Source organism: Caballeronia sp. GAFFF2 (assembly GCF_023631485.1).
GTDB lineage: Bacteria > Pseudomonadota > Gammaproteobacteria > Burkholderiales > Burkholderiaceae > Caballeronia.
Genome location: NZ_JALQDA010000014.1, coordinates 143,655 through 167,796, shown reverse-complemented (window position 1 = coordinate 167,796; position 24,142 = coordinate 143,655). Strand labels below are relative to the sequence as shown.

22 protein-coding genes are annotated in these 24,142 nt (G+C 63.3%); 11 read left to right on the top strand and 11 right to left on the bottom strand.

Annotation, left to right across the window (positions count from 1 at the left end; genetic code table 11):
- Positions 1 to 99: 99 nt before the first annotated feature.
- Positions 100 to 1,371: an MFS transporter gene (locus tag NCT04_RS09775; protein ID WP_250465211.1), complete on the bottom strand. Its 1,272-nt coding sequence runs from the start codon at positions 1,369 to 1,371 to the stop codon at positions 100 to 102.
- A gap of 288 nt (positions 1,372 to 1,659) precedes the next feature.
- Here NCT04_RS09775 and NCT04_RS09770 point away from each other — a divergent pair, with 288 nt between their 5' ends.
- Entirely contained in the window at positions 1,660 to 3,324 is a 1,665-nt protein-coding gene (locus NCT04_RS09770) for a methyl-accepting chemotaxis protein (protein WP_250465210.1), read from the top strand.
- A gap of 277 nt (positions 3,325 to 3,601) precedes the next feature.
- Complete coding sequence (locus NCT04_RS09765) at positions 3,602 to 4,045, top strand: hypothetical protein (RefSeq protein WP_250465209.1); 444 nt, start codon at positions 3,602 to 3,604, stop codon at positions 4,043 to 4,045.
- Between the two features lie 10 nt (positions 4,046 to 4,055).
- Here the strand turns inward: NCT04_RS09765 and NCT04_RS09760 are convergent, their stop codons facing one another.
- Together NCT04_RS09760 and NCT04_RS09755 are read right to left on the bottom strand one after the other, a co-directional pair.
- Positions 4,056 to 5,525, bottom strand: a complete 1,470-nt coding sequence (locus NCT04_RS09760) for an HDOD domain-containing protein (protein WP_250465208.1) — start codon at positions 5,523 to 5,525, stop codon at positions 4,056 to 4,058.
- A 103-nt stretch (positions 5,526 to 5,628) separates the two neighbouring features.
- Positions 5,629 to 7,575: a putative bifunctional diguanylate cyclase/phosphodiesterase gene (locus tag NCT04_RS09755; RefSeq protein WP_284509341.1), complete on the bottom strand. Its 1,947-nt coding sequence runs from the start codon at positions 7,573 to 7,575 to the stop codon at positions 5,629 to 5,631.
- Positions 7,576 to 7,993: 418 nt separating this feature from the next.
- Here NCT04_RS09755 and NCT04_RS09750 point away from each other — a divergent pair, with 418 nt between their 5' ends.
- From NCT04_RS09750 to NCT04_RS09740, 3 genes are read left to right on the top strand one after another with little or no spacing between them, the layout of a single operon-like run.
- Complete coding sequence (locus NCT04_RS09750) at positions 7,994 to 9,289, top strand: EAL and HDOD domain-containing protein (RefSeq protein ID WP_244825657.1); 1,296 nt, start codon at positions 7,994 to 7,996, stop codon at positions 9,287 to 9,289.
- A gap of 52 nt (positions 9,290 to 9,341) precedes the next feature.
- On the top strand, positions 9,342 to 9,914 hold the full coding sequence (locus NCT04_RS09745; protein WP_250465207.1) for a peroxiredoxin: 573 nt from the start codon (positions 9,342 to 9,344) through the stop codon (positions 9,912 to 9,914).
- A gap of 47 nt (positions 9,915 to 9,961) precedes the next feature.
- Positions 9,962 to 10,426, top strand: a complete 465-nt coding sequence (locus tag NCT04_RS09740) for a hypothetical protein (protein WP_250465206.1) — start codon at positions 9,962 to 9,964, stop codon at positions 10,424 to 10,426.
- 14 nt (positions 10,427 to 10,440) lie between these two features.
- Here the strand turns inward: NCT04_RS09740 and cydB are convergent, their stop codons facing one another.
- Positions 10,441 to 11,448, bottom strand: coding sequence for a cytochrome d ubiquinol oxidase subunit II (cydB, locus tag NCT04_RS09735; protein WP_250465205.1), 1,008 nt, complete (start codon positions 11,446 to 11,448; stop codon positions 10,441 to 10,443).
- A gap of 20 nt (positions 11,449 to 11,468) precedes the next feature.
- Positions 11,469 to 12,929, bottom strand: coding sequence for a cytochrome ubiquinol oxidase subunit I (locus tag NCT04_RS09730; protein WP_250465204.1), 1,461 nt, complete (start codon positions 12,927 to 12,929; stop codon positions 11,469 to 11,471).
- A 222-nt stretch (positions 12,930 to 13,151) separates the two neighbouring features.
- On the opposite strand from NCT04_RS09730, the gene sugE reads away from it, so the two are divergent.
- The 6 genes from sugE to NCT04_RS09700 all read left to right on the top strand — a co-directional run bounded on the left by sugE (position 13,152) and on the right by NCT04_RS09700 (position 18,902).
- Complete coding sequence (gene sugE / locus NCT04_RS09725) at positions 13,152 to 13,472, top strand: quaternary ammonium compound efflux SMR transporter SugE (protein ID WP_250465203.1); 321 nt, start codon at positions 13,152 to 13,154, stop codon at positions 13,470 to 13,472.
- Between the two features lie 323 nt (positions 13,473 to 13,795).
- The gene (locus NCT04_RS09720; RefSeq protein ID WP_244825650.1) at positions 13,796 to 14,434 is read left to right on the top strand and encodes a DUF4126 domain-containing protein; all 639 of its coding nucleotides are present in this window, start codon (positions 13,796 to 13,798) and stop codon (positions 14,432 to 14,434) included.
- Positions 14,435 to 14,544: 110 nt separating this feature from the next.
- Positions 14,545 to 17,034 carry an ABC transporter permease gene (locus NCT04_RS09715; RefSeq protein ID WP_250465304.1) on the top strand — a complete coding sequence of 830 codons (2,490 nt, stop codon included), beginning with the start codon at positions 14,545 to 14,547 and terminating at the stop codon, positions 17,032 to 17,034.
- Positions 17,035 to 17,055: 21 nt separating this feature from the next.
- Complete coding sequence (locus NCT04_RS09710; RefSeq protein WP_244825648.1) at positions 17,056 to 17,478, top strand: group II truncated hemoglobin; 423 nt, start codon at positions 17,056 to 17,058, stop codon at positions 17,476 to 17,478.
- A 96-nt stretch (positions 17,479 to 17,574) separates the two neighbouring features.
- The gene (locus tag NCT04_RS09705; RefSeq protein WP_250465202.1) at positions 17,575 to 18,306 is read left to right on the top strand and encodes an alanyl-tRNA editing protein; all 732 of its coding nucleotides are present in this window, start codon (positions 17,575 to 17,577) and stop codon (positions 18,304 to 18,306) included.
- Positions 18,303 to 18,902, top strand: coding sequence for a DUF924 family protein (locus NCT04_RS09700; protein ID WP_250465201.1), 600 nt, complete (start codon positions 18,303 to 18,305; stop codon positions 18,900 to 18,902). The genes NCT04_RS09705 and NCT04_RS09700 overlap by 4 nt, the downstream gene beginning before the upstream one ends.
- Before the next feature lie 420 nt (positions 18,903 to 19,322).
- Here the strand turns inward: NCT04_RS09700 and NCT04_RS09695 are convergent, their stop codons facing one another.
- The 6 genes from NCT04_RS09695 to NCT04_RS09670 form a co-directional block, all read right to left on the bottom strand.
- The gene (locus NCT04_RS09695) at positions 19,323 to 20,069 is read right to left on the bottom strand and encodes an SDR family oxidoreductase (protein WP_250465200.1); all 747 of its coding nucleotides are present in this window, start codon (positions 20,067 to 20,069) and stop codon (positions 19,323 to 19,325) included.
- A gap of 22 nt (positions 20,070 to 20,091) precedes the next feature.
- The gene (locus NCT04_RS09690; RefSeq protein WP_250465199.1) at positions 20,092 to 20,676 is read right to left on the bottom strand and encodes an LOG family protein; all 585 of its coding nucleotides are present in this window, start codon (positions 20,674 to 20,676) and stop codon (positions 20,092 to 20,094) included.
- Positions 20,676 to 21,416 carry a TetR/AcrR family transcriptional regulator gene (locus NCT04_RS09685; protein WP_250465198.1) on the bottom strand — a complete coding sequence of 247 codons (741 nt, stop codon included), beginning with the start codon at positions 21,414 to 21,416 and terminating at the stop codon, positions 20,676 to 20,678. Before NCT04_RS09685 ends, NCT04_RS09690 begins: the two co-directional genes overlap by 1 nt.
- Positions 21,417 to 21,562: 146 nt before the next feature.
- On the bottom strand, positions 21,563 to 22,105 hold the full coding sequence (locus NCT04_RS09680; RefSeq protein WP_244825638.1) for a diacylglycerol kinase: 543 nt from the start codon (positions 22,103 to 22,105) through the stop codon (positions 21,563 to 21,565).
- The gene (locus NCT04_RS09675) at positions 22,102 to 23,133 is read right to left on the bottom strand and encodes a glycosyltransferase family 4 protein (protein WP_250465197.1); all 1,032 of its coding nucleotides are present in this window, start codon (positions 23,131 to 23,133) and stop codon (positions 22,102 to 22,104) included. The genes NCT04_RS09680 and NCT04_RS09675 overlap by 4 nt, the downstream gene beginning before the upstream one ends.
- A gap of 28 nt (positions 23,134 to 23,161) precedes the next feature.
- Positions 23,162 to 24,088, bottom strand: coding sequence for a UDP-2,3-diacylglucosamine diphosphatase (locus NCT04_RS09670; protein WP_250465196.1), 927 nt, complete (start codon positions 24,086 to 24,088; stop codon positions 23,162 to 23,164).
- Positions 24,089 to 24,142 lie beyond the last annotated feature (54 nt).

Sequence of the window (24,142 nt, the reverse complement as noted above, 5' to 3'; positions counted from 1 at the left end):
CGGAACGAACTAAGCTGCATCGCCACTTAAAGCACACCGGGCGCGTGATCTCTCGAAGCATCGACGCGCCCGTTAAAGGGATTTATGGCCTGTTGAACCTCAAGCCTTCACCCGCTCCTCGCTCATCTTAGGCAACATCACCGTCAGCACGCCGATCAACGGCAAGAACGCGCAGAGCTTATAAACGAAGTCGATGCTCGTCACATCCGCGAGATGGCCGAGCACTGCCGCGCCTACGCCGCCCATGCCGAACGCAAAGCCGAAGAAGAGGCCCGCCACCATCCCGACCTTGCCGGGAATCAACTCTTGTGCATAGACCAGGATGGCCGAAAACGCGGATGCAAGCACGAGCCCGATGATCACCGACAACACGCCCGTCCAGAACAGATTCACGTAAGGCATGAGCAGCGTGAACGGCGCGACACCGAGAATCGATACCCAGATCACCGCCTTGCGTCCGACCTTGTCGCCAACCGGCCCGCCGATGATCGTCCCCGCCGCCACCGCCGCCAGAAACACGAACAGGTGAATCTGCGCGCTCTGCACCGACACGCCGAACTTGCTGATCAGATAAAACGTGAAGTAACTCGTGATGCTCGCCAGGTAAAAGTACTTCGAGAACACGAGCAGGACGAGCACACTCATCGCCATCATGACTTTTTGACGCGGCAAGGAATGATGCGCAGCCTGTCCGCGACCCTTCTTCGTCGCGGGATGACGCTTGTACCAGCGGCCGATATTCGCCAGCACGAACATGGCAACGAGCGCCGCGACCGAAAACCACGCAATGCTGCGTTGTCCGTGCGGAATCACGATCAGCGCCGCAAGCAACGGCCCGAGCGACGAACCCGCATTGCCGCCCACCTGAAAGAGCGATTGCGCAAGGCCGTGCCTGCCGCCCGACGCCATGCGCGCAACGCGTGACGATTCCGGATGAAACACCGACGATCCGCAGCCAACCAGCGCCGCCGCGATCAGCAAAGTGCCGAAGTTGCCCGCCACCGACATCAGCAAGAGACCAGACAGCGTGAAACCCATGCCGACCGGCAACGACCACGGCTTCGGATGCTTGTCGGTGTAGAGCCCGACGAGCGGCTGCAGAAGCGATGCGGTGATCTGATAAGTCAGCGTAATCAGGCCGATCTGCCCGAACGAGAGCGAAAACTCGCTCTTGAACATGGGATAGATCGCCAGGATCAGCGACTGGATCATGTCGTTCAGCAGATGCGCGAAGCTGACCGCGCCCAGCACCGAATACACGGTGCGCTGAACGGCAGGCGTGGTGGCCGGTAACGCGCCCGCAGTCGCGGTACTGGCGACCGACGCGCTGCCCGAAGGCGGAAACGCGCCTTTATCGATACTTGTTTGCATGGTGGATGGCGTAAAACGCGTGGAAAAAACGGTTGTCCCAATTCTTGTATTCGCCTGCGACATTTATGCGCAAGCTGAATTTCTGACAAGTGTAGGCTGTCCGCGAGTCGTTGTCCTGCCAAGGTTCGTCGCGAATCGGACATCGTCGGCGTGATCTCGTCGGCCACGCGAGAGACGAACGTCCGTACACAAACGGATTAAAGAAAGCCAAATGTTTGCCGTAGACCAGCGATACAGACGTGCCGCGCGATAGACGCGGCCGTCCAGCAAACACTTCGGGGATCCACCATGAAACTGTTCTCGCTACGCGGCGTACGCGCAACGAGCGACGCGGCCTTCCTGCCGGACGTCGCCAGCAACCATCCACGCGCGGCCGATTCCGCCAGGCGAGGGTTGAGCGTCAAGGCGACGCTGCGTCTTGCCTTCGGACTCGTGCTTGCAGGAACGCTTGCCATCGGCGCGATATCGCTGATGCAGATCAGCCGTCTGAACGGCGCGACCGAATCCATTTACACGCAGGGCGTCGTCGCGAGCCGCGCGGCGGAAGAAACGCGTGGCTATCTGCTGCGCGCGAGCCGCTCCCAAAAGATGCTGCTCACCGCGACGACCGCCAAAGAGCGCGACGATCTCGGCGCGCAGATCGAGGAGGCGCTCGCGGCCATCGGCAAGGAACAGGGACAACTCGCGCAATACGTCGATCACGCGGACCAGGACGCACTCGCGCAGCAAAAGCGTTTCGACACGGCGCTCGCCGCGTGGAGTGGCAACGTGCGCGGCTTCGTGAAACTCGTGAAGGAGCAGCCGCTCGATCTTTCGCAGATGAACTGGCAAGTCGGCACGCAGGACATTTCGCTGCTGGTCGAGACCGGCAAGCTCGAAAAGATGGTCGATGAACTCGTCGCGCGGCGCGGCGCGGCCGCAAAGGCGACCATCGATGCCGCCGCGTTCATCTTTCATTCTTCGTTCGTGATGGTTTCCGTGCTGACGCTCGCGCTGCTCGGGCTGGCTATTGCCGTGAGCGAATGGGTCGTGCGGCGGCTCGCGAAACAACTCGGCGGCGAGCCGGCTTACGCGATGGATATCGCGCGGCGCATCGCCTCGGGCGATCTGGCCAATCGCATCGCGCTTGCGCGTCGCGATGACGCGAGCATGCTGGCGGCTTTGTCGGAGATGCAGGCGGGCCTGTCGTCGACGGTCGGCGAGATCGCGGTGAGCGCGCAGGCTATCGCGTCGGCATCGAGCGAGATTTCGACGGGCAATGTCGACTTGTCGCGCCGCACCGAGGAACAGGCGGTGGCGCTCGAGAAGACCGCTTCGAGCATGGAGCAACTCACGTCGACCGTGCGCCAGAACGCCGATAACGCGATGCAGGCGAGCACGCTTGCCAACAACGCGTCGGCGATTGCGGAGAAGGGCGGCGCGGTAGTGAGCCGCGTGGTCGAAACCATGCAGCGGATCGATGCGAGCGCGAAAAGTATTGGCGACATCATCGGCGTGATCGAGGGCATCGCGTTTCAGACCAACATTCTGGCGTTGAACGCAGCGGTCGAAGCGGCGCGCGCGGGCGAGGAAGGGCGCGGTTTCGCGGTCGTGGCGGGCGAGGTGCGCAGTCTTGCACAGCGTTCGTCGGCGGCGGCGAAGGAGATCAAGAGCCTGATCGATACATCGGTGGCGCGCGTGTCGGACGGCTCGTCGTTCGCGCAGGAAGCGGGCGCGACGATGGAAGAAGTCGTGCGCGCGGTGCGGCGCGTGACCGACATCATGGGCGAGATTTCGGCGGCATCGGCGGAACAAAAGACGGGCATCGAACTGATCAGCCACGCCGTCGCGCAGATGGATGCGGGCACGCAGCAGAACGCGGCGCTGGTGGAAGAGGCGGCCGCGGCGGCGCAATCGCTCGACGATCAGGCGAAGGGGTTGAATGCGCTGGTCGGGAAGTTCCAACTTGCCTGATTCGCGTGGCGTCGGGTGACGGTGAAGAAGCCCCTCGACCCGATCTGCACGGCAAGCGCAATCGTTGAGTACGCGTACTCTTCGCGCTTGCTCAAAGCCGCAACCTCAAGCTAAAATCCGCGAACTCGGGCGCCGGCAGGGCGCCCATTCTCGCGAAAGTCATCCACACCTGCCACGTCTTGCAGTCCAAAGCGCAGTCAACGCGCCCAAGTCACGAACCGCAACGTCGAACCTTTTCAGCCGCACGCGAGAACGGCGCAAACAAAGGAACAACGTCATGTGGTCCACATCCTGTCCAATTTCCCCTCCCGCTTCGAATAGCGACTATCTGCGCGAACACGCGCGGCGGCTCTTGCGTCAGGCGAGGGATGGCGATTCGAGCGCCGCGCTGCCCGTGTTGCGACGGCTGCAATCCGCCGACATCACGCGCGCCTCGCGCCTCACCGATCTCCACGCGAAGCGCGACGCGCTGCAACTCAAGCACGTGCTCGCCATGCTCGCCAAAGAACTCGGTTATTCAAGCTGGGACGCCTGCAAGAACGATATCGACACAGAACCCGCCGCGCGCATCGACCGATACCGGCTCGATGCCGGCGCGTTCAACGACTTCGAGCGCAACTGGTTCGCCAACGAAGCCGACGCGCTCGCCTGGCAGCGCGCCAACGGCGGCTATCTCGTCCCATATGGCGAGCAGGTCGTGGCTATTCTGAAGCGCGAATAGGAAGGAGGAATCAGATCAGCTCGACTTCTTTCCAGTTCGCGCTGGAAAAGAAGCGGCTGAGTTCGCGCGTGAGTTCGTTCAGCGCGCTCATTTCCGATGGCGCGATCTTGCGCACGTGTTGCGGATGCGTCCAGTCGCCGTAGACGAGCGCGACCGTCGATGCATCCGACTTCACCGGCAGCAGCACGAACGCCTGCGCCTCGCCGAGCGTCTCCTTGTACCAGCGCGGCAAGCGTGCGTCGATACGCGGATCGTGCGCGTTCTCGATAAAGATGCCCACCGGATTCGTGATCGCCAGATGGAACACGTCGGGCTTGAAGTCGGCGGAAAAGTGCAGCTCGGGCAGGATCGCTTCGACGCCGGCGCCAAGTCCCAGCCGCGCTTGGAACTCGTTGTCGGCCTGGCGCACGAATACCACCGCGCGCGACAAGCCGAGCCCCGCGAGCACGGCTTCGGAGGCAAGCGCAAGCACGGGCGCGAGCGCATTCTTCGATGGCAACGAGCGCAAGTCTTCGAGGCTCGCGCCAATGCGCGCTTCCGCCGATATTCCCGCCCGCGCGATGGCATCCGCATTGGCCTGCAGTTCGCTGATCTCGCGCATCACCGAGTCGCTGCCTTCTTCGCTGGCAAGCGCGAGGCTCATCGAGGCGAGCGTCGCGGCGTCGGTGCTGAGCGCGTCGCTATAGCGATTGGCGATATCGACGAGCAAGGACTCGCGGCCGCTCGCTTCGACATGCTGCGCGGTGAGCGCGTCGGCGACTTCGGTCGAATAGTTGGTGACGGCCTGCAGCCAGCGCACGTGCTTCGGCACGTTTTCGTCGGGCGGCGCTTCAGGGTCGCTCGCCTGCATGCCGGCGCGGATCGTCTCGGGCAGGCGCCAGCGGTCGGCCGCTTCCATGCCGATTTCGTCGAAGGTCACGCCGAGCAGCGCGGCGCACGCGTGACTGTCGCTGATGTTGTCCGCCGCCGCCTTGCGCCGCAACTGATCCCACTCGTGTTCGAGATAGAACGCGACGAGCAGCTTGCCGATCTGCCGCATCAGCGTGCAGACCACGGCTTCTTCCGCCGAACGCAGATCAGTGCGCTCGGTGATCTGCCGCGCGACCGCGCCGGAGAGCAAGGTGCGGTTGAGTTCCAGCTTGGCGTCGATACGGCGTGGCGCGCTGTGATGAAAGTGATCGACGAGTTTGAGCCCGACCACGAGATGCCCGACGGCGTCCATGCCGAGCACCATCAGCGCGCGCGTGACGGTGGTGATGTTGCCGCCGAAGGCCACGTACATCGCGGAATTGGCGAGACGCAGCACCTTCTGCGTGAGGCCGAAGTCCGACAGCACCACTTGCACGAGGGACGTGAAGTCGAGGTCGTTATCGCTCATCGCGGACACGGTCGTGCGCAGCGCCTGAGACAGCATGGGGAAATCCCCGCGCTCGCTCATGCGCGCCCACAGCTTGTCCATAATTTCGGCCTTGACTGCCATCCGTGATAAGAACCCTTCGTTGCGCGAGGATCGATTCCAATCGGCCCTCGCAGCCTTCTTTCTCATGACGTGTCGTTCGATTAGAACACGAACACGCCTTCTCTCATAATGTCTCGTGCAGCACCAGCGAATGCGACTGGAACGACGACGCCAGCTCGTCGGACGGCAGCGCGCGGCTGATCAGCCAGCCTTGAATATGGTCGCAGCCCATCTCGGCGAGCAGGTCGCGCTGCTCCTCGGTTTCGACGCCCTCGGCGACGAGTTCCAGCCCGAGCGATTGCGCGAGCCCGACCACGGCGCTCACGATCGCACGATTGTTGCGCGACGTAATCAGGTTCTCGACAAAGCTCCGGTCGATCTTGAGCTTCGACAAGGGAAACCGCTGCAGATAGGCGAGGCTCGAATAGCCGGTGCCGAAGTCGTCGACGGCGAAGCGAATGCCCACCGAAGTCAGCGCTTCGAGCAGGCAAGTCGCTTCCTCGGGATCGCGCATCAGCACGCTCTCGGTGATTTCGAGCACGATGCGGCGCGCGTCGATGCCCGTCAGCGCCAGCGCTTCCTTGACCGCCGAGGCAAAACGCTTGTCCCGGAACTGCTGCGGCGACACGTTGATCGCCACGTAATCCAGCCGGATGCCGATGGCGTCCCACTGCGCGAGCTGCATGCACGCCGCCTTCAACACCCAGTTGCCCAGATAGTTGATGAGACCGATGGACTCCGCGAGCGGAATGAACACCGTCGGCGGCACGAGCCCGTGCAGCGGATGATTCCAGCGCATCAGCGCTTCCACGCCGACCACCGCGCCCGTGCGGATCTTCGTGATCGGCTGGAAGTACAGCGAGAATTCGCCGTTGCGCACCGCTTCGTATAGCTCGGCTTCCAGCTTGAGGCGTTCGGCGTCGGCGGGGTCGTCGTCGGGTGCGTGGAACACGAGCGTATTGCCGCCCGCAGCCTTCGCCTGCGCGAGCGCGTGATCGGCCATGCGCAACAGGCTCGCCTGAACGCCGTGCTTGCCGTTGCGCTCGACGGGCTTGTCCGCGAGCGCGGCGTGATCCGGGTACATCGCAATGCCCACGCTCGCCGACAAATGCGTATGCTGCCCGCGATGCCGATACGGCTGCGCAATCGCGTTGAGCAGACGCTTGCCGTGGCTTTCGGCGGCTTCGAGCGTGGTGCCGGCGGGCAGCAGCACGGCGAACTCGTCGCTCGCAATGCGCGCCACGCGCTCGCCCGGCGCGACGGTGTGCTGAATGCGCCGCGCCGTCTCGCGCAGCATGTCGTCGCCGGTGTCGTAACCGAGCGCGCGGTTGATCCGCTGATAATCGTCGATATCGAGCACGAGCAGCGCCGCCTGCGTGCGCGTGAGTTCGGCTTCGGCTTGCGCTGCGCTCATGGCGGTATCGAGCGCGGCGGCATTGTCGAGTCCGGTGAGCGCATCGTGATGCAGCGCGTGTTGCAGCGAATCCTCACGCTCGCGCCAGTGCGATACATCGAACGCGGCGAGCGCGAAGCCCGGCGTGCCGAGCGCGGCGGTGGACATGAGCCGCAACTCGACGCAGATCGGAATGGTCAACGACTTCACCACGTTGAGCGTCGCCGATTCGAGCTTGCCGCTCGCTCGCGCGCGAGCAATGAGCGCGTGCAGTTCGTCGGCTTCCTCGGACGGCACGAGATCGTGCAGCGTCAGCATGCTCAGATAGTCGCGGTGATACCCGATGAACTCGATGCTCGCGTCCGACACCTGCCGGAAGCGCAGGGCATCGTCGAGTTGCGCGAGGAAATCGACCGCGCCGAGCGCCAGCATGAGCACCGACTGATCCTTGTCGAAGCCGTGCGCCGCGACTGCGCTCGAAGAAGCGGGCGCGCGTGCTTGCGCTTGTGCTTCCGGCTGTACGGGCTCTTGTGCCTGCGCTTGCACGGCGGCGACGCCGGGCGCGGCGCTCACGGCTTCGCGGCGGCTCGCCACGGCGCTTCGCCATGCGCGGCCGAGCGCATCGCGAACGATGCGCCACGGTGCGCGGCGGGAGGCGGTGATCCGATTCGCTTGCATGTTGTGGTCGAGTGGTGCGTGGCGCCGGTGTTCCGCGGCCGAATAAGCAACGGCGAGGGGACACTGCGGCGCTCGAAAACGTCTTGCGGACGCTTTCGTCGGGTACGTGCCGGCACACGCGCGACACGTTCTATCAGGCGAGTTATCGGCCCATGGGACGGTTTCTTTAGCTGGAGCGACGGTGCCGCGCTATATGGCCTAACGCGTCGAGGTTATTTGTCGTACAAAACTTGCGTATCATGCCACCTGCGATGGCACCTGCAATTGCACCTGCAGTGCCGGCTGCGATGTCCGCTTGCATGACCGTTGACCGTCGACCGGAAAATTCGCTTGAGTTGTTCAATCCCATGACCCACCATAGATTGCCGGCCTGCCTCGTTTGCGAGGCAGCGTGCTGGGCACTTCCGAGCTTCCCGTCATGGCCGATTCCCCGCTAAAGCCCGCGCCCTCCCGGCGCGAACACAGTGTCTATGTCGGCCGTCAACCCATTCTCGACGGCGACGGCGCGCTGGCTGCCTACGAATTGCTGTTTCGCGACAGCCCCGACAATCGCGCCCGCATAGCGGACGACGTGCAGGCCACCGCGCACGTGGTGGCGCGCACGGTCGGCGAGATCGGCGTGTCGGCCGTGCTGGGCGACCATCCCGGCTACGTCAACATGAGCCGCGAATTGCTCTTCGACGACATCGTCCACATCATGCAGCCCGAGCGCTTCGTGCTCGAATTGCTGGAGAGCATCGAGTTCGACGAGTCCATCTTCCGGCGCTGCGGCCAGTTGCGTAACGCAGGCTTTCGCCTGGCTCTCGACGATGTCATCCGTCTGGACGACGCGCTCCTTGCCGCGCTGCCATCCGTGGATATCGTCAAGATCGATCTTCTGTCCACCGACCGCGCGCACTTGCCGAAGCTCGCCACGACGCTCAAGACGCGCGGCAAGTTGCTGGTCGCCGAGAAGGTCGAGACGCTCGACGACTTCAAGGAAGCCAAGCGCCTGGGCTTCGACTTCTTTCAGGGCTATTTCTTCGCGCGGCCGCAAGTGCTCTCGGCAAGGCGCGCGAGTCCGGCGCGCGGTGCGCTGCTGCGGTTGCTCGCCGTGCTCGGCGGCGACCCGGCCTTGCGCGAGCTCGAGACCGAACTCAAGCGCAATCCGGACATCGTCGTGCAACTGCTGCGTCTGGCCAATTCCAGCGCGCATGCGCGCGGACGGCGCGTGTCGTCGTTGCGCGAGGCCATCGCGTCGACAGGCACACGTCAGTTGATGCGCTGGACCCAACTGCTGCTCTATGCGGACGGCAGCGGTCTGCCGTGGCGCTCGGACCCGCTCCTCCAACTCGTCGGCACGCGCGCGCGCTTCATGGAACTCGCGGCCGGCGTGCTGCGCCCGGATGACGAGCCTTTTGCCGATGCCGCCTTCATGACGGGCATCTTTTCGCTCGTGCATGTCGTGCTCGGCATGCAGCCGGAAGAAATTGTCGATAAGCTTCACCTCACGGCGGAGATCCGCTCGGCGATCCTCGAAGGCGAGGGCGCGCTCGGTGCGCTGCTGGCCATCGCGAAAGCGGCCGAACAAGGCGATGCCGCCGCGATCGATGCAAGCCGGCTGGCCGATCCCGCGCTCGCGGAACTCACGCCCGCCACGCTCTCGCAAATGCAGGTCGAAGCGGCGGCGTGGTTCACCGAGAGCCGGCTGGATCAGGACGAGGCGCAAGGCTGAGGCGCTTGCCGCTCGTCTCGCGACATTTTTGCTGCCCTCAAGCGGAGTGCATATGAAGAAAAAGATTCTGGCGACCGTCGCCGGCCTGGCCGCCGCAACCGCGGCTTGCGTGGCCGTGGTGTATTCGACTGCCGCGAGCGCCACGCTCAAACCGGGCGACGCCGCGCCGTCGTTCGTCGCCCAGGCATCGCTTGGCGGCGATGTGTATCAGTACTCGCTCGCCGACGCGCTCAAGAAAGGCCCCGTCGTCCTGTACTTCTATCCGGCGGCGTTCACCAAGGGCTGCACGATCGAAGCGCACGAATTCGCCGAGGCGGTCGATCAATACAAGGCGCAGGGCGCCACCGTGATCGGCGTGTCGCACGACAACATCGACACGCTCAAGAAGTTTTCCGTGAGCGAGTGCCGCAGCAAGTTCCCGGTTGCGGCGGATGAAGATTCGAAGATCATCCGCTCCTACGACGCTTCGCTGCCCATGAAGAGTTCGATGGCCAATCGCGTGTCCTACGTGATCGCGCCGGACGGCAAGGTGATCTACGAATACACGAGCCTTTCGCCGGATCAGCATGTCGCGAACACCTTGCAGGCCTTGCGTGACTGGAACGCAAAACACAAGGCGCAATGAGCTTGTCGTTCCGTATTCGTCGTTCAAAGAACAAGGTGTGAAGTCAGATGCCGATCGTTGTCGCCCTCGCGGTTCTCGTCGCGCTCATTTATGGCGCCGTCTGGTCGTTCAACGCGCTGCACGCGCACTTCGGGCTTGGTGTCGCAGTCGGCGTGGCGGTGGTGGCGGCTGCGGCAATCGCGGCGGGCGTCGCTTACTGGCTCGCGCGGCGCCGTGAAGTCGCGGCGAACATTCCGCGCTCGGCTGGCGGCGACTGGACTCACGAACTCAAACGCGACTGGGGCGGCTTGCGGCTCGCCGCGGGCAAGCGGCTCCTGGAAGTGCGCGTGGGCGAAGCGACGGGCAGCTATATCTTTGCCGATCTGCGCGGCGCGCGCGAGGAGCAGGGCAACGCGGTCGTCCTCACCGTCGCGGATTCGAAACATCCCGAATGGCGTCTGCCCATCAGCGATCCGGCCGATGCTCGCAAGTGGACGCGCATCCTCACGCTCGCCACGCGCCAGAAGCTTTAGTCATGACCAAGCGGCTATTGCGTGTGATAGCCGAGATCGCCGCGCACCTTGCCGCGAAACACCCAGTAAGACCAGATCACGTAGATGATGATGACCGGCAGCAGGAACATCGTGCCGATCAGCAGAAACTGATGCGATAACGGTGCGGCCGATGCGTCCCACAGCGTCACCGAAGGCGGCGCAATGAACGGCCACAGGCTGATCACGAGCCCGGTGAACGCGAGGAAGAAGAGGCCCACGGAGCACAGAAAGGGCAGCACTTCGCGGCCTTTTTGCAAGCTCGACCACAACGTCCACGCAAGGAGCGCGGTCAACACCGGCACGGGCGTGAACGCGAAGCTCTGCGGAAAGCCGAACCAGCGCGCCGCAATGCGCGCATCTTTCAGCGGTGTCCACAGGCTGATCAGCAAGATGAACGCGATCACGCCGAGCAGCGCATGACGCGCCATCTTGCGACCCCACGCCTGCAACTCGCCTTCGGTCTTGAGCACGAGCCAGGTCGAGCCCTGCAACGCATAGCCGAAGATCAGCCCGACGCCGACGAGTAGCGGAAACGGCGCCACCCAGTTCCAGCTCGTGCCGGCGTACTGCCGGCCGTGGATCGGAAAGCCCTGGATGAACATGCCGAGCACCGTGCCTTGCGCGAAGGTCGCGACGAGCGAGCCGTAGCCGAACGCGCCATCCCACAGCCATCGGCGCGCGCCCTCGACCTCGCGGAATTCGAACGCGACGCCGCGAAAGATCAGCCCGAGCAGCATGAAGAGAATCGGAAAGTAGACCGCCGGCACGATGATCGCGAAGGCCAGCGGGAACACCGCGAACAAGCCGCCGCCGCCGAGGATCAGCCAGGTTTCGTTGAAGTCCCACACCGGCGCGACGGAGTGGATCATCAAGTTGCGTTCGTCGGGATCGCGGCGCAGCAGGAACAGCATGCCGACGCCCAGATCGAAGCCGTCGAGCAGCACGTACATGAACACGGCCAGCGCGAGGATGGCGGCCCACAAAGGCACGAGATCGAGCATCGCGGTCTCCGGTTGACTTGTTATGGGCGATGCGGCGGGACGACGTCGTCGCGATTCGCCGTGCGCGCGCCGCCGTCGCCGCCTGCCGTGACCGCCGATACCGCCGACAGCGGCCGCGCCGCGCGCGTCTTCGTATCGAGCGATTCGTTCTCATGGTCACGCGACGCGTCGGTCGGCCCGATGCGCACGAGCCGCCGCAACAGCACGAAGCCCGCGCCGAAGATCACGAGATAAGCCAGCATGTAGAGCGCCCAGGACAGGCCGACGTCGGCGGTGGTGAGCGAGGGCGTGACGGAATCGCGCGTGCGCAGGATGCCATACACCGTCCACGGCTGACGGCCCGCTTCGGTGGTGGTCCAGCCCGCGATCACCGCGATGAAGCCGAGCGGCATGGCGAACGTCGCGCAACGCAGCCAGCGCGTGCTTTGTTCCAGCTTGCCGCGCGCGAACAGCACGATGCCCGACAGCACGAGCGCGAACATCAGAAGCGCGATCCCGACCATGATGTGAAAGGCGAAAAACACCACGGCGACAGGCGGGCGGTCTTCGCGCGGAAAGTCCTTCAGCCCGCGCACGACTCCGTTCGGATCGTGCGTGAGGTAAAGGCTGCCGAGCACGGGAATCGAAATCTCGAAGCGGTTGCGCTCTTCCTTTTCGTCGGGAATGGAGAAGAGATTCGCGGGCACGCGCGAGCCGGTTTCCCACAGACCTTCCATCGCCGCGAGCTTGGCGGGCTGATATTTGAGCGTGTTCAGACCGTGCGAATCGCCGATCACCATCTGGATCGGCACCATGATGATAAGAAAGATCAGCGACATCTTGAGCATCACGCGACTTTCCTCGACAGCGCGTTTTTGCCGCAGATACATGGCGCCGACGCCGAGAATGACGAAGCCCGTCGTGACGAGGAACGCGCTCACCGTATGCCCAAGCCGGTACGGAAACGACGGCGTGAAGATCACGTCGAAGAAGCTCACCACTTCGAAGCGGCCGTCCGGCAACATGCGATGCCCTTGCGGCGTCTGCATCCAGCTATTGACGGCGAGAATCCAGAACGACGAGATGACCGTGCCCGCCGCGACGAAAATCGCGGACATGACGTGCGCCCATTGCGGCACGAGCTTGCGTCCGAACAGGAGCACGCCGAGAAACGCCGATTCGAGGAAGAACGCCGTCAGCACTTCGTAGCCCATCAGCGGGCCGACGACATTGGCGGTGGCATCGGAGAAACGGCTCCAGTTGGTGCCGAACTGAAACGGCATGACGATGCCCGACACCACGCCCATGCCGAACGACACCGCGAAGATTTTCAGCCAGAACGCGGACAGGCGCCGGTAGACATCGCGCTTGGTGATCCACCAGTTGAATTCGAGCGTCGCGATGAAGCACGACAGGCCGACCGTGAACGCGGGCAGCAGTATGTGGAACGCGACGACCCAGGCGAACTGGAAACGTGAAAGCAGGACCGAATCGACATCCATGAGCGCTCCTTTTGTGTTTCTGTAAAGGGCGGGGCGAAGGGTGCACGGTCGCACACTGGTGGCGCGCGCTCCATTAATACACGGTTTTACATCGCTCGGCACGAGGAGCGAAAAGCCTTGCTGCACCAAATCGGTATAATTACGGTCTGCTTTCGCCGCGTGGACGACCGCGCGCGCTTCTTGTTACCGGGGACGGCCCCGTTCCTTCGAGGAAGTCACCTCATGTCCTGGATTCTTCTTTTTATCGCCGGTTTGCTCGAAGTGGCATGGGCCGCCGGGCTCAAGTCATCGGAAGGCTTTACGCGGCTTTGGCCGTCGGTGTTCACGCTGGTGACGGCCATCGGCAGCTTCGTCTTGCTTGCCATGGCCATGCGCCAGTTGCCGCTCGGCACCGCTTACGCTGTTTGGACGGGAATCGGCGCGGTCGGCGCGTTTATTTTCGGCATCGTGTTTCTGGGCGAGGCGTTGACGGCGGCGCGTATCGGCAGCGCGGCGCTGATCGTCGCGGGGCTCATCGGACTCAAGCTTTCGTCCGGACATTGACGCGCTGTTGCACCGGCGCCACCGCAATGGTCGCGGTGCGAGCGGCAGCGCACTTCGGGCGGCATTCGCCGGATGCCTTGCTGCACCGCTTCCTTTTGCATGGATATAATGGTCTGAAGGCATTTCCGATTTTCAGCAATCTCCGATTGCAGATAACATCACTCGGCGAGCCGCACCGTTTTATCTTTCCGCCTGCGTCACGAGGCTTTTTTCGATATCCTCGTTGATATGGGCGGCTTCTTCCGGCATCCGGGCCGGAAAGAAGCGACGTTCAGACCGGCGCACACGGTTGGCCGGGTTGCTGGCGCACCAAGGAGGCGGCAATGCTTGAGTCACTTTCGCTCGCTGCGGGCCTGTCATGGGCGAGCGGGTTGCGCCTGTATCTCACGGTCTTCATCGCGGGTCTGTTTGAACGCATCGGTCTCATCCATCTCCCTGATTCGCTCGCGGTGCTCGGTTCGCCGTGGGTGATCGGCGTGGCGGCGGTGCTCGCCGTCGTCGAATTTCTCGCCGACAAGATTCCCGCGCTCGATTCGCTGTGGGACGCCATTCACACGTTCATCCGCATTCCGGCGGGCGCCGTGCTTGCCGCCGGCACGCTCGGTCATGCCGATCCGGCCATGCTCACCATCGCGGCGCTGGCGGGCGGAACGCTTGCCGGCGCCTCGCATTTCGCCAAGGCGGGCACGCGCGCGCTGATCAATCTCTCGCCCGAACCGGTGTCGAACTGGGCGGCATCCGCGACGGAAGACATCGGCGTGCTGCTCGGCATCACGCTCGCGCTCTTCGTGCCGGTGCTGTTCCTCGTCATGCTGATTGCGTTCCTGGTCATCGCCGGTTGGGCGCTGCCGCGCCTCGTGCGCGGCGTGCACGGCGGCATATCGCGCATGGCCAAGCACATGCTGCCCGGCAGCGGCGCGCCGCAAACGTCGATCACGAGCCTGCGGAGCAAGCACGATTGAGCACCGCGGCGCGCAACGACTCCACTCCCTCCAAGGCCGCGCTCAAAGCCGACCGCACGCATCCTCCTGTCCGGCTCGATTTTCTGCAGACCGCGCGTCAGGCGTGGCGCATGACCGCGCGTGACTGGCGCGCGGGCGAACTCACCATGCTGCTGCTCGCGCTGGTGCTGGCGGTGGCGGCGCTGTCGAGCGTCGGTTTTCTCTCCGACCGCATGCGTCAAGGGCTCGTGCGCGACGGCCGTCAGATGATCGCGGCGGACTTCGTCGTGCGCTCGGATCATCCCGTCGATGCAATGTTCACCGACCAAGCCAGGTCGCTCGGCCTCGAAACCGCTGGGACCACGATCTTCCCGAGCATGATCAGCTCGACCGCGGCGCAGCCCGCCTCGCGGCTCGCGGCGATCAAGGGCGTGACGCAAGGTTATCCGCTGCGTGGCGCGCTGCGTATCGCGTCGGCGCCCGGCAAGCCCGACGCGCCCGTCAACGGCATTCCCGCGCCCGGCACCGTCTGGGTCGATGCGTCCCTGCTCGATGCGCTGAAAACGCAGCCCGGCGGCACGGTGAAGGTCGGCACGCGCACGTTCAAGGTGGCGGGCATCATCACGCGCGAGATGGATCGCGGCTTTTCCTTCGTCAACTTCTCGCCGCGCCTCATGATGCGCGCCGATGAAATCGCCGCCACGGGATTGCTCGGCTACGGCAGCCGCGTGACTTACCGCTTGCTGGTCGCGGGACCGGATGCGCAGATCGAGCGCTTCGCGCAATTCGCCCGCGATAAGACCGACGGCGGCAAATTGCGCGGCGTCGGACTCGAATCGCTGTCGGACGGGCAGCCGCAAGTGCGGCAGACCATCGATCGCGCGAGCCACTTTCTCACGCTCGTTTCGCTGCTGACGGCGATGCTCGCGGCGGTAGCCATCGCCATGGCCGCGCATCGTTTTGCGCGGCGGCATCTCGACGGCTGCGCCACCATGCGTTGCTTGGGCGTCAGTCAGCGCACGCTGCGCGCGTTGTTTCTGAACGAATTCCTGGCGATCGGCGTGATCGGCAGCGCGCTTGGCGTCGTGCTCGGTTTCGGCGGCCATCTCGTGCTGCTGAACTGGCTGGGCTCGCTCGTCGATGTCGATTTGCCGCAGCCCTCCGTCTGGCCCGCGCTGCAAGGCATCGCGATGGGCCTCGTGCTGCTGCTCGGCTTCGCCCTGCCGCCGCTTTTGCCGCTCACGCGCGTGCCGCCTGTGCATGTGATCCGCCGTGAACTCGGCGATGCAAACCGCGTCGCTTATGCGGCCTACGGCGTCGGCGTCGTGCTGTTCGCGGCGTTGCTCATCGTCGCGGCGGGCGAGTTGAAGCTCGGCGGCATCGTCGCGGGCGGATTCGCGGCCGGCCTCCTGATCTTCGGCGTGATCGCGCGCGCGGCGTTGTGGGCGGCGGCGCGCTTCGTGCGGCGGGAAAAGAGCCGCGCGGGCGTGGGCTGGCGTTATGCGCTGGCGTCGCTCGAACGGCGCAGCGGCGCCAGCGCGTTGCAGATCACGGCGCTCGGCATCGGCCTCATGTGTTTGTTGCTGATAGCGATGACGCGCGACGACCTCATCAAGGGCTGGCGCGCCGCCACGCCGCCGGATGCGCCCAACGAGTTTCTCATCGACATCCAGCCGGATCAGCGCGAAGGCGTGCTTGCGTATCTGCATGGGCATGGCCAACCCGATGCCGCGCTCTCGCCGATGGTGCGCGCGCGTCTCGTCGCCATCAATGGCAAGGCGGTGAATCCGGACAGCTACGACAAGCCGGATGCAAAACGGCTCGTCGATCGCGAATTCAATCTTTCTTACACCACCGAATTGCCGGGCGATAACCGCGTGACGCAGGGCACGTGGTTCGGCAAGAACGCGCAGCCGGCGGTGTCGATAGAAGAGGGCATCGCGAAGACCATTCGCGTGAAGATGGGCGACACGCTGCGTTTCGATGTCGCCGGCATGCCGGTCGAGGCACCGGTGACGAGCGTGCGCAAGGTCGACTGGAATTCGTTCAAGGTCAACTTTTTCGTGCTGATGCCGCCCGAGACGCTGGCCGACCTTCCCGCGACGTTCATCACGAGTTTTCATCTGCCGCCGGAACAGGCGCGCACCATCGACGGCCTCGTCGCCGCCTATCCGAACGTGACCGCCATCGATACCGCGCCGATCCTCGCGCAGATTCAGCGCACGCTCGACCAGGTGATCGGCGCGGTGCAGTTCCTGTTCATCTTCACGCTCGCGGCCGGCGTGCTGGTGCTCTACGCGGCGCTTGCCGGCACGCGCGACGAACGCATGCGCGAGTCGGCACTGTTGCGGGCTTTGGGCGCATCGCATCGGCAGATTCGTTCGGTGCAGGTCGCCGAGTTCGTCGTGGTCGGCGCGTTGTCCGGCCTGATGGCGGCGCTCGGTGCGCAGGGCATCGGTTACGTGCTTGCATCGCGCGTGTTCGAGTTTCATATCGAGTTCAACCCGTGGCTCGTGCCGGTTGGCATCGTCGCGGGCGTTGCTTGCGCGGCGCTCGGCGGCTGGATGAGCCTGCGGCGCGTGCTGGCGCGTCCGGCCTTGCAATCGCTGCGCGACGCCTGAGTTTTCTGTTGTCCAAAAGCAATGAGCGAAGTCAATTCCCAACCTTCCGACGATGAAGTCCAAAAGCCCACGCCGTTCGAACTGATCGGCGGCGAGGAACGTCTGCGCGCGATGGTCGATCGCTTTTACGATCTGATGGACCTCGAACCTGAATTCGCGGGCTTGCGCGCGCTGCATCCGCCGACACTCGACAACTCCCGCGACAAGACCTTCTGGTTCCTGTGCGGCTGGATGGGCGGACCGGATCACTACATCAGCCGCTTCGGCCATCCGCGTTTGCGGGCGCGGCATATGCCGTTCGCCATTGCAACGGCCGAGCGCGATCAATGGTTGCGCTGCATGGCGTGGGCGATGCAGGACATCGGCCTCGACGAGCCTTTGCGCGAGCGCCTTCTCACCTCTTTCTTCGATACCGCCGACTGGATGCGCAACCGGCCCGGCTGATTCGCGCGCTTTTGTATCGGTCCAAGGCAGCGGCGCGTGCGGCATGATCTGCGGAACGGCTTTTTGCCGCCCCACGAAACATTGCAAGGACAAGACATGAGCACACGCGCACTCTTTCGCGAGGACGCTTATCGCACACAGTGCGAGGCGAGCGTCACGGCTATCGACGAAATGGGCATCCACCTCGATCAAACCGTGTTTTATCCGCTCGGCGGCGGCCAGGCCGGCGATGCGGGCACGCTGACGCTTGCCGACGGCACGAAGATCGTCATTGCCGACACGCGCAAGGCGAAGTTCGAAGGCGCCACGCCCGACGACGCCGTGCATGTGCCCGCGCCCGGCCAAGAAGAAGCGCTTTCGCTTTTGAAGGTTGGCGACAAAGTGAGCGCGGAGATCGACTGGGAGCGGCGGTATCGGCATATGCGGCTGCATACGGCGAGTCATTTGATGTGCGCGGTACTGCCGTATCCGGTGGATGGATGCAGCATCACGAGAGACTATGCGCGCCTCGACTTCGCGACGGTCGAGCCTATCGAACGTGAGCGCGTGGAAGCGCGTCTGGCGGAACTGATCGGCGGCGCGCACGACGTGAATACCGAATGGATCACCGACGACGAGATGACCGCGCGCCCTGAACTCGTCCGCACGATGAGCGTAAAGCCACCGATGGGCCTTGGCCGCGTGCGCCTTTTGCGCATCGAGAACGTGGATTTGCAGCCATGCGGCGGCACGCATGTGCGTAATACCGGCGAGATCGGCGGCTTGCGGATTGCAAAGCTGGAGAAGAAGAGCGCGCGCACGCGGCGACTGGTGCTGGAGCTGGTTTGAACGCGCGAGCGGAAGCACTCGATCCGCGCGCGAGCGCGATACTCGAATTCTGGTTCGGCGCGGTCGGCTCGCCTGAGGCCGGGACGGAACGCAAGCTGTGGTGGAAAAAGAAGCCTGCCTTCGATGCGCAGATCAGCGAGCGCTTCGGCGCGGTGCTCGAAGAAGCGCTGTCGGGCGGTTTGCGTGAATGGGAGCGCACGCCTTCGGGTGCGCTTGCGCTGATCGTGCTGCTCGACCAGTTCTCGCGCAACTGTTATCGGCATACGCCGCGCGCGTTTGCGGGCGACGAGCGTGCGTTGGCGTTGGCGAAAGCGCTGGTCGATTCCGGCGATGATTTGCGCTTGGCCGATGCATACCATCGTGCGTTTGCGTATATGCCATTCGAGCATGACGAGACGATGGAGAGCCAGCTTCTCGCGGTTGAATTGTTTGGGAAATTAGAGCAAGAAGAGGGCGTGACGAGCTTCCATGAATCGGCGATGAAGCATGCGGAAGTCATCGAACGATTCGGGCGCTTTCCGCATCGCAACCGAATTTTGGGCAGGCCGACGACGAAGGAAGAAGAAACGTGGCTGATGACACGCGGCGGCTTTTAGAGGGAGGCGAACCCGATGATTGCGCGCAGCGAGTCAGAAAGGCGTGGCTAGGAGGTCCGAAGAGCATTAAGACCGGTAGTCAATGTGAGTGCTCGAGTAGAACTGCGCAAAGACAAGGCTTCGATCAGCGGGCCGCAAAGAAGGTCATCAACTGCGGAGAGGTGACAAAAAAATTCGCAGACAACGGCCCATTGCAGGGCAAGCGCTCGAAGAGAATCATCAGCTGCGAACGACTACGAGCGTGAGAAAGGGGAAGTGCTCAAAGGGTTTGTGGTAAATAGCGGGGAACCAGTTGTGCTTCAGAAGCCGGTTCCTAAGCTGCTTTCTTTGGTGACTTTCTTTGCAGCAGCAAAGAAAGTTACCCCTCCGCCGGGGAGGCGGCTACTGAACAAAACGCAGCAAAAGAAAAAAAGAAAGCACTCACCGCCCACCGGCGACATCGATCAAAGCCCCGGTGACATAAGAAGCGGCATCGGAGAGCAGCCAGACGATAGCCTCGCCGACTTCATCGGCGGACCCGGCGCGCCCGATAGGCGTCTGCCCACCCAGCACCTGAGCCCGATCGGGCTTACCACCACTAGCGTGAATCTCGGTCTCGATGAGACCTGGCCGAATGGCATTGACTCTTACCCCTTCGCGCCCGAGCTCTTTGGAAAGCCCGATGGTGAGTGTATCGATAGCCCCTTTGGAAGCCGCATAATCGACATACTCCCCCGGGCCGCCTAATCTGGCGGCCGCCGAAGAAACATTCACGAGCGACCCGCCCTTGCCACCACGCGAAGTGGAAAGCCGCCGCGCCGCTTCACGAGCGCAAAGAAACGCGCCGAGCACATTGGTATCGAAAATACGTTTCATGCGCTCGATATCCATGTCCGCGAGCATGGAGCCGGGCGCGACGATGCCCGCGTTATTCACCACGCCATCGAGCTTGCCGAACGCCTTCTCGGTGGCATCGAACATCGCGATGATCGCCGCCTCGTCGCACACGTCGCCCTGAATGGCGATCGCCTTGCCGCCAGCGGCTTGCACCGCGGCGACGGTTTCATGGGCGGCACTGGCGTTATTCGCATAGTTCACGCCGACCGACCAGCCGCGCGCGCCCGCGAGCAGCGCTGCCGAGCGGCCGATGCCGCGGCTCGCGCCCGTAATCAGGATGACTTTGGACATCGTGTCGACCGTTAGGAATGGATCAAACCGCGTCGCGCTTTTCGTTCCACTTGTCGAGCGTGCGGGGCGTGTAGTGCTGCAGCTTCGTGATCATCTCGCCGGGCTCGCGCGCAATCTGTATGAGCTCTAGATACTGCTCGCGCATGAAGCCTTCGTCGACGGTATGGCGCAACATGGCCATGAGCGGGTCGTAATAGCCGTTCACGTCCAGCAGGCCAACAGGCTTCTGATGATAACCAAGCTGCGCCCACGTGAACACTTCGAAAAATTCCTCGAAAGTGCCGACACCACCGGGCATCGCGACGAACGCGTCCGCGAGATCGGCCATGCGCTTCTTGCGCTCGTGCATGTCGGGCACGACGATCAGTTCCGTGAGGTCCGTATGGCCCACTTCCTTCGCAAGCAGCAACTCTGGAATGACGCCGATTGCGCGTCCGCCGGCGGCGAGCACTTCATCGGCGATCAGGCCCATCAAACCGACGCGGCCACCGCCATACACGAGCGAGAGGTCAGCCTCGACGAGCGCGCGGCCGAACGCCTTGGCCGCTTCGGCATACACAGGGCGGGCTCCGCTCGCGGAGCCGCAATAGACACAAACAGCCTTCATTATCGGGAATCCTTCGGTGTTACGTTCTTCGGCGCGCCCGACGGCGCTTCCTCGCGCGGCGGCAGGAAGTCGGCGTACTGGCGCTTCGGCAGTTTACCGGACACGAGGTCGTCGAAGAGCTGGCGCGATCGTCCGCGAAGATACGGCGCCATGATCGAAATGATATGCAGACTCGCCTGATGCAACTCCGTGCGGATCGCTTCCTGATCGTTGTACTTGCGCGGGTTCATCACGTACTGGTACGAAAGCCAGTAGGTCGAGATCACGCCCATGTTGGTCGCGATGACTTCGATCTCCGCAGGCGTCGCGACCATTTCTTGATCGGCGACGAGCGCTTCGCATAGCTGGCTGGCGAAGCGCACCTTGTGCGTGATGATCTGCTTGAAGTGCGTTTCGAGCGTGCGATTGCGCGCGAGCAGATCGTTCAGATCGCGATAGAGAAAGCGATACGCCCACAGGAAATCGGCCATGTACTGTAAGTACGACCACATTTCATCTATGGTCGGACGATGATCGTCCGGGAACTTCAGGCGCTTCTGAATCTGCTGCTCGAACTGCGCGAAGATGCTGTTGATGATGTCGTCTTTGTTCCGGAAATGGTAGTACAGATTACCTGGACTAATTTCCATTTCCTCGGCGATCGTCGTGGTGGTGACGTTCGGCTCGCCGATATCGTTGAACAACTTCAGCGACAGCTCGAGAATCCGTTCGCGGGTACGGCGGGGAGGTTTGGCTTCCATGTCGTCCGACCTTGGCTTCCGGTGGCGGCGCTCGAAACTCCAAAACGTTCGCGCGACCGGTTTCCGTTGCTATTTTTGAGAATGTCGGACGATTATAAACCGGTCGTTCGGCGCGACAGTGCTGCGTTTCAGGTGACATTCATCTTTTATGGGATACGAGCGAGCCAATTCGACACGACCGGCCAGAGAATCAACGCCCACGTAATGAGGCAAACGCCGAGCGCGACCATCACGGCCGCGCTGCCGAAATCCTTCGCGCGCTTCGAAAGTTCGTGACGTTCGAGCGAGATGCGGTCGATAGCCGCTTCCACGCTCGAGTTGAGCAATTCGACGATCAGCACGAGCAGCACGGATGCGATCAGCGCCGCGCGCTCGACGGGCGCCACCGGCACGAAAAGACTGCATGGCAGAAGAATCGCGGCGAGCGTGAGTTCCTGACGAAACGCGCTTTCCTCGCGAATGGCGACGCGAAAACCGTTGAGCGAGTTCTTCATCGCGTGCCAGGCGCGCGTGAAGCCGCGATTGCCTTTATACGGGTTGAAGGGCAGCGGCGCGAGCGGATCGTCGGGACCTAGCGGTTCGTTTTCCTCATTGGCTTCGACATCGCCATCGCGCTTGGACTCGAGCGGACGAGGCGCCGCACGGGCGTGAGCTTCGGCGCGTTGCTCGGCGAGCCTCTTTCGCGTCATGCGGCGGCCCGGTCGGTGCTCGGCGCGCGTGGTTCGACCTGGCGCAAATGCGAGGCGAACTGCTCGGAGGCCGCGCGCCACGAGAAGCGCTCGGCCCACGCGCGGGCATCGGCGCGTTCGATCTTGAGCGCTTGCAGACAGGCTTCGTGCAGATCTTCATGGAGCGCGCCGGGACCGTGTTCACCTAGCACGTCGATGGGACCCGTGACCGGATACGCGGCGACCGGCGTGCCGCAGGCCATCGCTTCGAGCAGCACGAGGCCGAAGGTATCGGTGCGGCTCGGGAACACGAAGACATCGGCGGCGGCGTAGACCTTCGCCAGTTCCGTCTGCGAGAGCACGCCGAGATAGTTGACGTTCGTATAGCGCGACTTCAGTTCCGCGAGCGCCGGTCCTTCGCCCGCGACCCACTTCGAGCCGGGCAGATCGAGCTTCAGAAACGCTTCCACGTTCTTTTCCACGGCCACGCGCCCGACATACAGAAAGATGGGCCGCGCGGTGTTGAGCACCTTAGAGTCCATCGGATGAAAGATGTCCAGATCGACGCCACGCGTCCACAGCACGACGTTGGTGAAGCCGTACTGTTCCAGGTCATGCTTGACGACCGGAGTAGGCGCCATCACCGCCTGCGAATGCCGATGAAACCAGTGCAGAAACCGATAAGTCATGGCGAGCGGAATACCGAAGCGCGCTTTCACGTACTCGGGAAAACGCGTGTGATAAGCGGTCGTGAACGGCAGTTTGTGACGCAGCGCATAGGCACGCGCCGACATGCCGAGCGGGCCTTCGGTCGCGATATGCAGCGCGTCCGGCGCGAATTCGTCGATACGCTTCGCCACGTGCCGGCCCGGCATTAATGATAGGCGAATCTCGGGATAAGTCGGACACGGAATGGTTTTGAACTCGAGCGGCGTGAGCAATTCCACGCGATGCCCGAGGCCCGTGAGTTCGCGGCTCGTCTGCGTAAGCGTGCGCACGACGCCATTGACCTGCGGCTCCCATGCATCGGTGACGATCATGATTTTCATCGGATTTCGGCTCGGGTGAGGATGCGGTTCAGACGGTGGCGCGCACGCGGTTCGGTTGCGCTTCCGGGGAGTGCATGACGGTCCAGTAGACGATCTTCAGTTCGCCGTCTTGGGTCTCGACGAGCGCGGAGAGGCTCTCCACCCAGTCGCCGTCGTTGCAATAGAGAATGCCGTCGATATCGCGTATCTCGGCCTTGTGGATATGCCCGCACACCACGCCATCGCAGCCGCGGCGGCGGGCTTCGTCGGTCATGACCCGTTCGAACTGCGAAATGAAGTTGACCGCGTTTTTGACCTGATGCTTGAGATACTGCGAGAGCGACCAGTAGTCGAAGCCGAGCTTCGTGCGCACGCGATTGAACCAGCGGTTGAGCAGCAGGATCATCGTGTAGGCGGTGTCGCCGAGATAGGCGAGCCATTTCGCATGCTGGATCACGCCGTCGAAGAGATCGCCGTGCACGATCCAAAGACGCTTGCCCGCGAACGTCGTATGGAAGGCTTCGCCGCGCACGTGGATGTCGCCGAACGCGAGATCGCAGTACTGGCGCGCGGCTTCGTCGTGATTGCCGGGGATATAGACGACTTGCGTGCCCTTGCGCGCCTTGCGCAGTATTTTCTGAATGACGTCGTTGTGCGCCTGCGGCCAGAACCAGCCTTTCTTCAGTTGCCAGCCATCGATGATGTCGCCGACGAGATACAGATACTCCGACTCGTTGTGGCGCAGAAAATCGAGCAGATAGAGCGCCTGGCAGCCGCCAGAGCCCAAATGGATGTCCGACAGCCAGATCGCGCGATAGCGTTGAGGCGCGCTGGAGGATTCGCTGTCGTCGTCGACGCCCGGGTTCGCCGGCAGCGGCAGGGCGGCTTCATGCGTCGCGCCGCGCAGATCGGCGCTCCGAAAACGATAAGCGGAAGACGCTTCGATTGCCTGCGTGACGGTCGAGTGGAAGGTCATGGGCTCGCGTATCGGGTTTCGATATGCGCATTGCGCCATGCGGCCGTGACCGAG

Coding starts and splice junctions, on each gene's coding strand:
- NCT04_RS09760 (WP_250465208.1), bottom strand. CDS start 5,525: ATGGCAGTCAAGGCCGAAATTATGGACAAGCTGTGGGCGCGCATGAGC.
- NCT04_RS09750 (WP_244825657.1), top strand. CDS start 7,994: ATGGCCGATTCCCCGCTAAAGCCCGCGCCCTCCCGGCGCGAACACAGT.
- NCT04_RS09740 (WP_250465206.1), top strand. CDS start 9,962: ATGCCGATCGTTGTCGCCCTCGCGGTTCTCGTCGCGCTCATTTATGGC.
- NCT04_RS09775 (WP_250465211.1), bottom strand. CDS start 1,371: ATGCAAACAAGTATCGATAAAGGCGCGTTTCCGCCTTCGGGCAGCGCG.
- NCT04_RS09675 (WP_250465197.1), bottom strand. CDS start 23,133: ATGAAAATCATGATCGTCACCGATGCATGGGAGCCGCAGGTCAATGGC.
- NCT04_RS09710 (WP_244825648.1), top strand. CDS start 17,056: ATGAGCGAAGTCAATTCCCAACCTTCCGACGATGAAGTCCAAAAGCCC.
- NCT04_RS09755 (WP_284509341.1), bottom strand. CDS start 7,575: ATGCAAGCGAATCGGATCACCGCCTCCCGCCGCGCACCGTGGCGCATC.
- NCT04_RS09705 (WP_250465202.1), top strand. CDS start 17,575: ATGAGCACACGCGCACTCTTTCGCGAGGACGCTTATCGCACACAGTGC.
- NCT04_RS09745 (WP_250465207.1), top strand. CDS start 9,342: ATGAAGAAAAAGATTCTGGCGACCGTCGCCGGCCTGGCCGCCGCAACC.
- NCT04_RS09720 (WP_244825650.1), top strand. CDS start 13,796: ATGCTTGAGTCACTTTCGCTCGCTGCGGGCCTGTCATGGGCGAGCGGG.
- NCT04_RS09685 (WP_250465198.1), bottom strand. CDS start 21,416: ATGGAAGCCAAACCTCCCCGCCGTACCCGCGAACGGATTCTCGAGCTG.
- NCT04_RS09690 (WP_250465199.1), bottom strand. CDS start 20,676: ATGAAGGCTGTTTGTGTCTATTGCGGCTCCGCGAGCGGAGCCCGCCCT.
- NCT04_RS09770 (WP_250465210.1), top strand. CDS start 1,660: ATGAAACTGTTCTCGCTACGCGGCGTACGCGCAACGAGCGACGCGGCC.
- NCT04_RS09680 (WP_244825638.1), bottom strand. CDS start 22,105: ATGACGCGAAAGAGGCTCGCCGAGCAACGCGCCGAAGCTCACGCCCGT.
- NCT04_RS09765 (WP_250465209.1), top strand. CDS start 3,602: ATGTGGTCCACATCCTGTCCAATTTCCCCTCCCGCTTCGAATAGCGAC.
- sugE (WP_250465203.1), top strand. CDS start 13,152: ATGTCCTGGATTCTTCTTTTTATCGCCGGTTTGCTCGAAGTGGCATGG.
- NCT04_RS09695 (WP_250465200.1), bottom strand. CDS start 20,069: ATGTCCAAAGTCATCCTGATTACGGGCGCGAGCCGCGGCATCGGCCGC.
- NCT04_RS09730 (WP_250465204.1), bottom strand. CDS start 12,929: ATGGATGTCGATTCGGTCCTGCTTTCACGTTTCCAGTTCGCCTGGGTC.
- NCT04_RS09715 (WP_250465304.1), top strand. CDS start 14,545: ATGACCGCGCGTGACTGGCGCGCGGGCGAACTCACCATGCTGCTGCTC.
- NCT04_RS09670 (WP_250465196.1), bottom strand. CDS start 24,088: ATGACCTTCCACTCGACCGTCACGCAGGCAATCGAAGCGTCTTCCGCT.
- cydB (WP_250465205.1), bottom strand. CDS start 11,448: ATGCTCGATCTCGTGCCTTTGTGGGCCGCCATCCTCGCGCTGGCCGTG.